Genomic DNA, 11,981 nt, shown 5'->3' with positions numbered 1-11,981 from the left:
TATTTTAAGCTAAAGATTTTAGATTAAATTCTCTTTTTTTCCGAAATAAGCTATCTTTGCAAACAAATTTTTAGGATGCTGTATACCATCATCAAAGCTTTACATATTATCTTCATGGTAAGCTACTTTGCGGGAATTTTTTATCTCGTAAGGATTTTCGTTTACTATAAAGATACCGATGAGTTTCCGGAAGAAAAAAAGAAAATTCTGAGAGAGCAGTACACTTTTATGGCCAGAAGGCTGTGGAATATCATCACCGTTCCTGCCGGGGTAATCATGGCGGTATGCGGATTGGTCATGATCTTTTTAAATACCGGGCTGATGAAAATGCCGTGGTTTCATTTAAAACTTACCTTCCTTATCGGGCTTGCCATTTATCATTACTGGTGCTGGAAAAAAGTACTGAAACTTAAGGAACTGAACGGAAATACCATGGAAACAGCCAATATCAAACTGAGACAGGCCAATGAGATTGCAACCTTCATTCTCTTTCTTGTCGTATTTACCGTGATCCTGAAATCTTCAGTAATTGAATACTGGTGGCAATTAATTGCAGGATTTTTCGTTCTTGTATTTTTGATCATGATGACTGTTAAACTCGTTAATAAAAATAAAAGAAAACCTTAAAGATGTATTGGTTTTGAAAGACTGTTGCAAATTGATTAAAACTCAACCTATAATGGTTTCTTCTTACCAATCATTCATAACTCATAACTATAAAACATGTTTGCAATTTTAAAGAAAGAACTTTGGAGTTATTTCGGAAACTGGAGCGCGTGGGTAATCATTGCCGCCTTCAGTCTGATAACAACTCTTTTTCTGTTTTTTTTCGAGAATGATTCTAATATTTTTGAAATTGGAATGGCCTCTCTTCAAAGCTATTTTGTACTCGTTCCGTGGCTGTTGATGTTCATTATTCCGGCCCTTTCCATGAAAACCTTTGCCGAAGAACAGCAGACGGGAACCCTTAACTGGCTTTTTTCCCAACCGCTGAAAGTTTCGGAACTGGTAACAGGAAAGTTTCTTTCCGTATGGATTGTAGGTATTTTATGCCTTATTCCATCACTCATTTATCTTTATACGGTTTACGTTTTAGGCGTTCCTGCAGGAAATATTGATCTGGGAATGACCTTTGGAAGTTACATTGGACTGGTTATTTTAATTGCTGCTTTTTCAGGAGTAGGGATCTTAGCTTCTTCATTATCACAGAATCAGATCATGGCTTATCTGCTGGGCGTTTTCATGTGCTTCATCATGTATTTCGGAATAGAGCAGCTGGCGAGTTATAAACTTTTAGGGGGAGCGGATTTTATTCTTCAGAACCTGGGCTTCTACCAGCATTTCTTAGGCTTTACCAGAGGGCTTATCGATCTTAAAGATGTGGCTTATTTTATCCTGGTCATTGGTGCCGCTTTAGTATTGTCTAATCATTTTATCAATAAAAAGAAGTAGAATTATGAAGAAGATACACGCTAAATCTCCGATAGGAATTTTCCTGTTTGCTATTGTACCTTTGGTTATTCTGCTGACTTATTCAGGAATAAGACTGGATCTTACCAAAGAAAAAAGATACACGCTTTCAGACAACACCATAAAAGTGCTGGAGTCGGTTAAAAAGCCGGTAACGGTTGATGTTTATCTTGAAGGCGACTTTCCGGCAAGCTTTAAACAGCTTCAGAGTGAAACCCGTTTCATGCTGGAAGAATTCAGAAAGATTAATCCAAAGATTGATTTTAAATTTATTGATCCTATTAAAACCAAAATGTCACAGGATACCCTGATGGCAATGGGAATGCAGCCTTCCGTACTTCCGGATGTGAAAGACGGCAAGATTTCCCAGATTACCCTTTTCCCATATGCGGTAATCAAATATGACAAGAGAGGAGTTTCTATTCCTTTGGTGGTGCAGCAGGCCGGAATAGATGCTAATGAACAGCTTACAAGATCTATTGAAGGGCTGGAATACAGTCTGATTTCCAATATTAAAAATATTGCAGCTGATAAAAGAAAGAAAGTTGGAGTTTTGGTTAATCAGGATGAACTGAGGCCTGAAGAATTCCACGGATTTATGCAGCTGGCACTGGAAAATTACGATGCAGGACCTGTTATTCCAAAAAACCAGACCGAGCTTACGCAGGCTGATATTCCATTGCTGAAGCAGATGAGCGCTTTGGTCATTGCGAAGCCAAGAAAAGCATTTACCGATAATGAAAAAGTAATTCTTGACCAGTATATCATGAATGGCGGAAAAACGCTGTGGATGATTGATGCCGTGAATGCTGAAATGGATACCCTTACAAGATCTAAAAAAGTAATGCCTTTCCCTGTGGATATCAATATGACAGATTTCTTCTTCAACTACGGACTGAGAATCAATCCGGCGTTGGTAAAAGATGTGAAGAAATTTGCATTGTTGAGGTTAGTGACCGGTGAAGTAGGAGGGAACCCGCAGTATACAAGCCTTCCGTGGCCGTATTTCCCGCTGGGAATTGCTGAAAATGATAATCCGGTGACTAAAAATATCAACCCGGTGAAATTTGAATTCCCGACTTCTATCGATACACTGGGAAGAAAAAATATCAAGACGAAAGTCCTTTTTGAATCCAGCGAAAGAACCCTTCTGAAACAGGTTCCGAATTATGTGGATCTTAAAGAGATTGCCAGTGTAGACAGTCTTGGGCAGATGGAAAAACCAAGTACCCCAAAAATCTTCGCAGTGGCACTGGAAGGAAAGTTTGAATCTGCTTATGCTTCAAGAATTGAAAGAAAATCTTATCCGGGCTTTAAAAACCAGAGCCCTGAAAATAAAATGATCGTAATTGCTGATGGTGATGTGGGAAGAAATAAAGTCCTTAAAGGGGAACCGCTTCCTCTGGGTGTTGATCTTCTCACGAATCAGGAGTTCGGAAATGAACAGTTCCTGAGAAATGCCCTGGATTACCTTCTGGACGACAGCAACCTGATGGAGCTGAGAAACCGAAATATTGAAGAAAGACTTCTGGACAGAAACAGGATCACCGAAGAAAAAACAAACTGGCAGTGGCTGAATTTACTGCTTCCGTTAGCCGTAATAGGTCTTCTGGGAGGATTGTTCTTCTGGATGAGGAAGAGAAAATTCGGATAGAAAATATAAAAAAGGAGAAACTGATATTGAGTTTCTCCTTTTTTATTCCGGAATTATCCTTTGAATATTTTATCGCGTCTTTCTGCGTTAACTTCTTTTGCCATGATAGTCTTTTTCTCAAGTATCATTTATCTTTTTGATTCTTTCAAACGCATTTGATACTTTTCCAGCACATTCCATATCCCGTAAAAAGCATCATTCCCTTTCTTATCTGAGAAATTAGTATTGAAAATCATAATTCTTCCCAGATTATTTTCCGGGTCAAAAAACATCATCGACATTACGCCCGGATCGCCTCCGGTATGCCCAATGTAGCCTGTATAGCCAAAACCGATGAATATTCCGGTGTTGTAAGATTCGCTGTACGGGTTTTTATCATTCCGTTCCGTGAAGTTGGAAGCAGAAAGTTGTGGTGTAAAGTATTGCTTATAGCTTTCTTTTGTCAGAATTGTTCCTTTTCCGTTATAGCCTTTCATTAATTCGCTCAAGTAGAGGCTCAGATCATGGATGTTGGTTATAAACCCGCCATCAGGATAGGTGATGGAATAATAATAGGGTAGAACCGTAGTTGGATTTTCATAGAGCCTGGAGAACTTTGAGAAATCAACTTCTTTAAACTTCCATCCTGAATGATTCATTTTTAGAGGCTTCAGGATATATTGTTTGGTGAAATCACTGAAAGACTGTCCTGTTGCACGCTCTACAATGTATGCAGCCAGTGTGGTTCCCACATTAGAATATTCGTACATACTTCCCGGCTGAGAGGAAGAAAAGCTTTCTTTGTTCCATTTTCCGTTCTCTGTAAGGACGTTTTCTAAATAATCGGCCATTGAAATCGCAGATTCAGAAGGATTGAAAACCTGTTCATCATCAAAGTTCAGTTTGGCTCCGGCAAGGTTCTGATCAGGTTTCAGGTAATAGGTTTTAGACAGATAAAATTCATTATCAAGAATGGAAGAAGTATGGGATGTTAGCTGCCGGATGGTGATCTCGGTTTTCGGAAAATGCGGGTTGACAACTTTAAACGGCAGGTATTTATTAACAGGATCGTTCAGATTGAGTTTTCCCAGTTCCTGTGCTTTTAAAACAGTAATCCCCACAAACGTTTTGGAAACGGAAGCGATATTCTGAATGGTTTGATCTGTATAAGGATTTTTCTCTTTAACATCAGAAAAACCAAATCCTTTCTGATAAAGAACAGACTGATCATCCACTACCGAAACGGCAAATCCGTTGAATAGCTCCTGCTGGTAGATGTTGCTGATGGCTGCATTCAAAGAATCCTTTATGCTTTTATCTTTACTATCTGAGCCGATTTTCGCAGATTGGCAGGAAAAAAATACAGAAGACAGGATGGTGAAAAATAGAATCCTTTTCATATGTTTTTTATAATAAGACACTTATCCGGTGCCTGTTGTTACAAATAGATCCGGAAAAGAACAAAAAAAGAAACCCGGAGGTTTCAGTTAATAATATTCTATTTCATAAAAGTATTCATAAAAATTACTGTTGGCATCGGGGCCGGAAGCTTCATAAATTTTATTATTGTAGGAGTCAAATGTATATCGGATAATCCTTGAACTCTTACTAACAGGGTTTTCATGCGAAAGATGCGTCATATAACCGTTTTTACCATAAGTTTTTGTATCTGCATCCCACGTTTTACCGTTTCGGATATTGATTTCTCTTATATTCTGACCGAGCTTATTATAACTGTAAAAATAACTGTATTGATTGGACTTTCTGCTGATCAAGCGGTTGTTTTCCGAATAAGTGATTTCAACTCCGGCATCCGCAAATAGTTTTCCGTCCATATATTCTTCAGATTTCACTTTATTTCCGTTATAAGTCAGTTTTTTGACGAGCAGTAATTTTTGATCAGCCTGAACAGCATAGACTAAGATGGTATGATTGCCAGGATCATAATCGACTTTCCAGTGAGCACTCCTGCGCTTACCATTTTCAAAAAGAGATTCAATATATTCTGTGACCTGATTCTTATTGTTATAAGAGTACTGCCTTATATTAAGAGTATCACTGTCATTTCTTACAGTTTCCTTTCTGATAAGCCTGTTTTGGACATCATAGTGAAAATGGACATTGGTCGTGGTGTGAAAATTCCTCTTGATAAGCAGTCCCTCTTTGTTATAAAAATAAGAATCTACAACTTGTTTCTGAGGATCGTTCGGGTATTTATTGAATCTTGTGATTTTCTTTATTTTTCCGTTCCAGGTGCGTTCTTCATACTGATTGGGAAGGGTAACTTTTGCTTCAGGGACAAAATCATCCACCATACGGTTGAAATCGATCGTTGGGTTTACAAACTTATGGTTGGGAAGATACACTTCTTTGAAGCTGGAAGGTTGATAATCTTTTATCTGAGCGTATACACTGTCTGCCTGAGCATACCCGTGAATATAACATAGCAGGAAAGATACTAAGATTAGAATGGCTTTGATTATTTTCATGGTAACTATAAACTCCGAATTTAAGGAGATTTTTCAAATATATAAACTGAAGGTGGTGTAATAAAAAAGAAACCCGAAGGTTTCTATTTATTTGATCATATTGATTTATTCTTTAATAAGTTTTGAATGCTGCTCACTAATGGATATAATCAGCTTTCCTGTAGTATCCAAAAAAATTAATAAGATGTAATTTCTTCCTGAACCAAATTTTTAGGAAGAAGTGTTGCTGTTTTATAATAGCTTATATCTGTTGAAAACCGGTTCTGAAGTTCTTTAAAAGTACTGTAATCATAGTGTTCCCAATTCAGTTCATTTTCAGGATCGGGTGTTTTATCTATGGCAAGCTCCAGCTTTCCGTCCTCCTGATAGCTGAATTCTATGGCCGCATACTTTTCACCGCTTTTGTCGGTTGTATACCAGCATTTTGTTGTTCTTTCCATGATAGGCTTCAGGGTATCATTGTCAATAATCTGGGAGCAGATGAAGTTTTCAGGATCATCATGATAAAAGATTGTTTTGGAGATCAGTGGTTTTTCATCTGAGGATAATGAATATACTTTATTGGTTGCAATAATAAAATCTCCGGCAGATTCTCTTTTTTCAATATCAAAAAGTTCAGATTTCTCTTTCAGGTATTTGAATACCTGGTTCTCGTCTTCAGTATCATTCATGAAGTAATTGATGCTGTATATCTCATCTTCGGTCAGAAATTCAATTTCTTTTACCCTTTCAGAGCTCTTCTCATAATAATACAGATGGTAGTCGTCCAGTTTTTCGGCTTCAGCCTTTGAAATGACGTCGCCAAAAATATTTTTGTATACTTTTTTCATGGATTAATTGTGTAAATTATGTTATCAATAGCGTGTTTATTCTAAAACAGAGGTAAGTCAGAACTCTGTTTGCTTTTCAGATTTATTACTTTTTTATTGTATTCTCCCCTTTAGATAGAATTTCCTTTCATAAGTTAAAAGGTTAAAGCCCATAAAGATAGAAATGACTCAACCAATTAAATATTGAACTACATCAATAATTGTATCTTGTCTCAACTTAAAGTTTGAAAAAGTGGGCTATAAAAATTTCAGGTATATTTTCTTTACAAAATAGATATTTTTACAATGTAAATTTTAAAAAGAATAATTATGGCCTGGCAGTATTTGTTTTTCGGGCAGTATTTTGGAGTAAAAAAAGAGTTTTGCGGTTAATTATCATAGTTAGTTTTTTGAAAGCTCAAATATATTTAAAATCAGAGAATTAAAGAACCTAATTTGTGTTTTTATGATGAAATTTTAAGTTTCTGTGGTACTTATTGTACAGCTATTTGTACATATTAGTTAAAATGGTGCGGCTGGTTCTATTATACATCTTTGATAAAATCCTCATATTCATAGTAAAACCTTTCAAATCCATCCATTTTTTCTACAAAAAATTCAAACATTTCCTGCCATGAATTTTTGTTGAAAATAGAAACTCCATGTTTTTCAGTCCAGATTCTGCTGATGATCTTTCCGTTGTCGAGCATAAAATGTTCCTCTTTCTGAAAATTTCCTATGAAATCTTTCAGAATATCTTCCAGGGACCAGATCTTTTCATAATAAGCATTCCGGTAGATTTCATCTTTCATCTCTATGTCCAGGGAAACTTCTGCTTTTTTGTTATCTGCATAAAATTTGAATGACATATCCTTGATCTTCGTATCATATAAGATCCACTTTCTTGGAAAAGATTTCCCAAAGGCCGTCCAAAACTCCTTTTTTAACTGCTGTGCTTCCTGTTTACTGAACATAAAGACAAACTTAAGAATTTAATGGGGAAAAGGCAAATAGGAAAGGAGTAGCAGGAGGTTTGTTTATTGTATTTCTCGCTGATAATACAGATTTTTTGGTGTTTTTTTTCCCTCGCGGATCTGGCATATTGGGCAGATTTTTTATTGATGACTAATAGAAACTATAAATTTTTAAAACCTTAAATGAATTTCTGTACAAGGCTTAAGTATTATATTTTTATTAGGTATTCGTGCCAATTACCATGTTTGCTTTTTTACATCTTCTTACACATTTCAAACTATTTTCTTACTTTTGCTGTAATGCTTTCAAAAAAATCCCAATATGCTTTTAAAGCGCTGTCGTACCTGGTAGAAAAAAGGAATGACGGCCCGGTTCTTATTTCCGAAATTGCCGAACATAAAAAAATCCCGTTAAAGTTTTTAGAAAACATCCTGCTGGAATTAAAAAAAGCGGATATCCTTGACAGTAAAAAAGGAAAAGGAGGAGGTTACTTTTTAAAAGAAAATCCTGAAAACGTTAAGCTTGCCAAGATTATTCGTTTGGTGAACGGACCTATTGCCATGCTGCCATGCGTCAGTCTGAATTTCTATGAAAAATGTGAAGATTGCAATGAAGATCACTGCGGGCTGCATGATGTACTGATAGAAGTCCGCGATGCATCGCTGAATATTTTAGAAAGAAAAACTTTAATGGATCTGGTCGATTGACCCGATCCTTTTTTTTGAATAAATAGTCTACTTTTTTTGTAGAGTAATATTTTTATCTGATATTTGCATTACTTCAAATAACCGGATTATGATTTCAAAAGTAGATACAGATATCCTGAAAAGCACTTTATTACTTATCTTTTATGGTTGGGGAGAAGAGAATGCAGTCGGTATTAATGAAACAGAAACCACGATATTATTATGATTATTACCAATAAAATTCGGGTAAGGCTGAATGTCTTTTTTATAGCAGCAGTAATAATAAGTATTGTAGTTTCATCGCTGTATGGTATGGGATTTCTGGACGAACTGCAGGTTGTTTTGGCGAAAGATAACTATATTTTTTACTGGATGATTCTGGTTGGGGTGTTAGCTGAAGTAGTGGCCGGATCTATGGGAATGGGGTATGGAGTAATCTGTACAACAACGCTTTTATTCCTGAATATTCCTCCGCATATTGTAAGTGCAAGTATCCATTCTGCTGAAAGCTTTACGACAGCTGCAGGGAGCATAAGCCATATCAAGCTGAAAAATGTAAGCAAAAACCTGGTGAAAAAACTGGCTGTTCCTGCTGTTATCGGAGCAGTTATCGGAGCAGTTTGTCTTACCTATCTTGGTGAGTATTATGCTAAAATCACCAAAACAATCATTGCCTTTTACACCTTATACCTGGGAGTCCAGATTTTTTTGAATGCTTTTAAGAAAAAACAGGATAAAGCCATGAAGAAAAAAACCAATCTTACCCGGCTTGGAGTGATCGGAGGCTTTATAGATTCGTTTGCAGGCGGAGGCTGGGGACCTTTGGTTACCGGAACACTGATTAAAAATGCATTTACTCCCAGATTTGCAGTCGGCAGCTCCACAGTAGCCAAATTCATTCTTACCATCACCGCGGCCGTTACTTTCTTTTTTACTCTGGGAATCCAGCACTGGAATATTATTCTTGGACTTCTGATTGGTGGAATTTTTACCGCTCCCTTTTCAGCAATGCTTACGGCAAAGCTTCCTGTGAAAAAAATGTTTCTGGTCATAGGAGTTTTAGTCATTGTGATGAGTTGTATAACGATTTATAAATCAGTATTAAGCTGAAATAAATACTCTTTTTAGCAAAATAAAAGCCCATAAAATACTTTTCAGTTTTGAAAATATTTTACTTTTACACCACAAAACAATAGAATATGAATTTACATATCGTAGCACTTTTTAAGTTCAACGAAAATTATCTGATGGAGGCTGTAGAGCTTTTTCAGAATCTGGTGAAAGAGACAAGAAAAGAAGAAGGCTGTCTTCAGTATGACCTTGTTGAAGACAAAGACAACAAAGGAACCTTTTTTCTGATTGAGCTTTGGGAAAGTGTTGACCACCATAACAGACACAACGGACAGGATCATCTTCTGGATTTCCGTAAAGATGCCTCAAAGATCATGGAAAGCTCGGTAGAGGTATATAAAGGTTTTAAGATTTATTAATTTTTGATCTTTTCATTCAAAAAATAAAAGGCGGTTTTCAGAATTCTGAAGCCGCCTTTTGATTAGAAAAAATAGAAAGTATTGAAATTGAGTTTATTTCACAATAAGCTTTTTGGTTTCCGTACTACCTCCGTACGTAATTTTTACCATATAGTTTCCGGAGGTAAGGTGGGATAAATTCAGATCCTGTTTGTAGAATCCTGTTTGGTTGGTTAGTTCTGCTGCATATACTTTTTTTCCGGTAAGATCATATACTTCTACATTACCTTTACTATCTGCTCTCTCTTTTACATCAAAAAGAACCGTTACTTTTTTGTCAGATGCGGTAGGATTCGGATAGATCCCGAAAGAAGCTTTTTTACTTACTTCAGTGATTCCCAGACTGCCGGTTATTTTTTTGTATTTGAAATACATATTTCCGGTTGAAGCGCCCTCATTCGATGTAAAGTACATTCTGTAATAGTCAGAACCCTTTTTTACATAATATACCACATTGGAGAATGGAGCGCCCATTGTAGGTTTCCATGAATATCCGATCGTACTGATGTTTTTTGAAAATGCAGTAGAAGCAGGAATGGTTGTTGCAGCCGTTTCCTGAGTTTCCGGCTGTACTTTGGCAACACTGATGGCCGGGTTTTGAAGAACGCCTGACATTCTGTATTTCATCGTAAGCTGCTGGCCTGTATCCGGATCGATATAAGGGTAATCTGTGTAGAATCTTGTAAACATCATGTCCCAACTAGCTTTCGGCGGTTCAAGATTAGCTACTTTTTCACCTGTATTGAACGAGAAATAATTGAAATAAGCATCATCAGAACCATTAGCTATTGTTTTGGTCTGGGTAGCATCCCATGAAGAAGTTGCTGTATTCCATTTTGCATATTTAAAGGTATAACCAAAGTAATAATCTTCAATCATGAATTTTACAGTGGCTCCGGAAGGGTATTTAAGGATAAAAATTACTTTTCCTTCAACGTGATGACTTCCGAAGTTGTACTCTCCCCACCCTGAAGATTCACTGCCCTGTTCAAAAGCACCTTCCTGGATAGAAGTTGTATTATCAGCGTTGAAAAGCGGAGCACCATAAGAGGCTACACTGTTGCTTGTTATATTGTTCCAGTCTGCAGGATTATTGGAAGCCTGATATACTTTGATATCATAAGCATCATTAATTCTTGTTCCAAAATTGGTGCTTGAAGCTCTGTAGAAAGCTACATCCCAGGTAGTGGCAGGCTGGGAAACGGTACCGTTCGTTCCAAGATCAAAAAATACCCTGTTTTGGTATTGAGGTCCCATCGTCATATTCACAGTTGTGTATCCGTTGGCGTCGGTCTGAGATAAAACAGTCTGCTGGATACCCAGAGTTAATAATGAAGCCAAAAGTAATTGTGTTTTCATAATGCTTTTATATTTTCTTATTTAGAATCGTTCCACAAAAGTATATTAATTGTTTTTAATCATTCTAAATAAAAACATGATTTTTATCGTGTTTTACTTTTGGATGTTATAGGGAATGCCTTTTAATAAGGAAAAAGCCGGGTGATCTGTTGACCATCCGGCTGTATAAAAGGCAAATAATAGTCTAATAAACCTTATTTTTTGATGAATTTTGATTTAATTACAGAACCTTCTGTAGTTTCAATCAGCATATAGTATACGCCTGTCTGAAGTTCACTGATATTAAATCTTTGTCCGTTCAGTTTTCCTTCAGCAGCTTTTTGTCCTGAAGCAGAATAGATCTCAATGTTTTTCGGATCTTTTCTTGTGACGAACTGTAATGCAGTATTGTCCGAAGTAACAGCGAATTTAATGTCTTCTTTTGATTTAGCAGCATCGGAAACTCCTAATGAGCCGGCTGAAGTTAACACAACATTGTCCATACGTAAAGCCTGGTGAACAGATGTTGCAGAAAATTTAAAGGCAATGTACTGTTGGGTAGAAGCAGGAACATTTAAGGTAGTTACTACAGGTGTGCTGGTTGTCATAACAATAGCTTCTCCCAGAGAAGTAAAGGTAGACATATCAGTAGGACTTGTTACAAGACCGATTTCCAGAGATCCTTTACCACCAGGTACACCACCAATTCTTAATGTAGTTACAGATATAGTCTGGCCTCCTGCCGGAGCAACAATTTGAGGCGATACCAGATAAAATGGGGTGTTGGGAGAGGTTAAGGAATAAGCCTGAATATACTTGTCAGCAGCTCCTGGAGCTTCTACTGTAAGAACCGGGGCAACAGATGGGTCCAGAGCAGGCATTACTTTTGTCCATCCGTTTTGCGGAAGAGATTCCTGGCCTTCATTTACTGTAAATGCATCAAAATTTTCATTAATAGAAGGTAATTGCGCTTTAGCAGTAATGGCTGTCAATATAAAAGCTCCTAGAAGTAGTTTTAATTTCATAACATTATTTTTATTTAGAATTATTCC

12 protein-coding genes are annotated in these 11,981 nt (G+C 36.8%); 6 read left to right on the top strand and 6 right to left on the bottom strand.

Features of this window, described 5'->3' with window-relative positions; all coding sequences use genetic code 11:
• Nucleotides 1–75 precede the first annotated feature (75 nt).
• The 3 genes from J2Y40_RS06330 (at nucleotide 76) to gldG (ending at nucleotide 3,124) form a co-directional block, all read left to right on the top strand.
• Entirely contained in the window at nucleotides 76–627 is a 552-nt protein-coding gene (locus tag J2Y40_RS06330; protein WP_153399540.1) for a CopD family protein, read from the top strand.
• Nucleotides 628–723: 96 nt separating this feature from the next.
• Nucleotides 724–1,452, top strand: coding sequence for an ABC transporter permease (locus J2Y40_RS06325; protein WP_153399542.1), 729 nt, complete (start codon nucleotides 724–726; stop codon nucleotides 1,450–1,452).
• A gap of 4 nt (nucleotides 1,453–1,456) precedes the next feature.
• Nucleotides 1,457–3,124 (top strand): gliding motility-associated ABC transporter substrate-binding protein GldG, encoded by a 1,668-nt coding sequence (gene gldG / locus J2Y40_RS06320; protein WP_153399544.1) that lies wholly within the window; start codon nucleotides 1,457–1,459, stop codon nucleotides 3,122–3,124.
• Nucleotides 3,125–3,252: 128 nt separating this feature from the next.
• On the opposite strand, the gene J2Y40_RS06315 is transcribed toward gldG, so the two are convergent.
• From J2Y40_RS06315 to J2Y40_RS06300, 4 genes are all read right to left on the bottom strand, one after another.
• Entirely contained in the window at nucleotides 3,253–4,503 is a 1,251-nt protein-coding gene (locus tag J2Y40_RS06315) for a serine hydrolase domain-containing protein (RefSeq protein WP_309997838.1), read from the bottom strand.
• Nucleotides 4,504–4,590: 87 nt separating this feature from the next.
• Nucleotides 4,591–5,592, bottom strand: a complete 1,002-nt coding sequence (locus tag J2Y40_RS06310) for a hypothetical protein (protein ID WP_309997836.1) — start codon at nucleotides 5,590–5,592, stop codon at nucleotides 4,591–4,593.
• A gap of 176 nt (nucleotides 5,593–5,768) precedes the next feature.
• A complete protein-coding gene (locus J2Y40_RS06305) occupies nucleotides 5,769–6,422 on the bottom strand; it encodes a hypothetical protein (protein WP_153399550.1) in 654 nt (217 codons plus the stop codon).
• Between the two features lie 524 nt (nucleotides 6,423–6,946).
• Nucleotides 6,947–7,375, bottom strand: coding sequence for a DUF4268 domain-containing protein (locus tag J2Y40_RS06300; RefSeq protein WP_153399552.1), 429 nt, complete (start codon nucleotides 7,373–7,375; stop codon nucleotides 6,947–6,949).
• A 300-nt stretch (nucleotides 7,376–7,675) separates the two neighbouring features.
• Between J2Y40_RS06300 and J2Y40_RS06295 the strand changes: the two genes are divergently transcribed.
• The 3 genes from J2Y40_RS06295 to J2Y40_RS06285 all read left to right on the top strand — a co-directional run bounded on the left by J2Y40_RS06295 (nucleotide 7,676) and on the right by J2Y40_RS06285 (nucleotide 9,552).
• Nucleotides 7,676–8,083: an Rrf2 family transcriptional regulator gene (locus J2Y40_RS06295; protein ID WP_153399554.1), complete on the top strand. Its 408-nt coding sequence runs from the start codon at nucleotides 7,676–7,678 to the stop codon at nucleotides 8,081–8,083.
• A gap of 201 nt (nucleotides 8,084–8,284) precedes the next feature.
• Nucleotides 8,285–9,172, top strand: a complete 888-nt coding sequence (locus J2Y40_RS06290; RefSeq protein ID WP_153399556.1) for a sulfite exporter TauE/SafE family protein — start codon at nucleotides 8,285–8,287, stop codon at nucleotides 9,170–9,172.
• An 89-nt stretch (nucleotides 9,173–9,261) separates the two neighbouring features.
• On the top strand, nucleotides 9,262–9,552 hold the full coding sequence (locus J2Y40_RS06285) for a putative quinol monooxygenase (protein WP_153399558.1): 291 nt from the start codon (nucleotides 9,262–9,264) through the stop codon (nucleotides 9,550–9,552).
• A gap of 93 nt (nucleotides 9,553–9,645) precedes the next feature.
• Here J2Y40_RS06285 and J2Y40_RS06280 read toward each other — a convergent pair whose 3' ends face one another.
• Complete coding sequence (locus tag J2Y40_RS06280) at nucleotides 9,646–10,950, bottom strand: T9SS type A sorting domain-containing protein (RefSeq protein WP_309997831.1); 1,305 nt, start codon at nucleotides 10,948–10,950, stop codon at nucleotides 9,646–9,648.
• A 194-nt stretch (nucleotides 10,951–11,144) separates the two neighbouring features.
• A complete protein-coding gene (locus J2Y40_RS06275) occupies nucleotides 11,145–11,954 on the bottom strand; it encodes a T9SS type A sorting domain-containing protein (protein ID WP_153399561.1) in 810 nt (269 codons plus the stop codon).
• Nucleotides 11,955–11,981 lie beyond the last annotated feature (27 nt).

Source organism: Chryseobacterium sp. 2987 (genome assembly GCF_031456375.1).
Taxonomy (GTDB): domain Bacteria; phylum Bacteroidota; class Bacteroidia; order Flavobacteriales; family Weeksellaceae; genus Chryseobacterium; species Chryseobacterium vaccae.
This window is presented reverse-complemented; position numbering and strand designations above follow the sequence as displayed.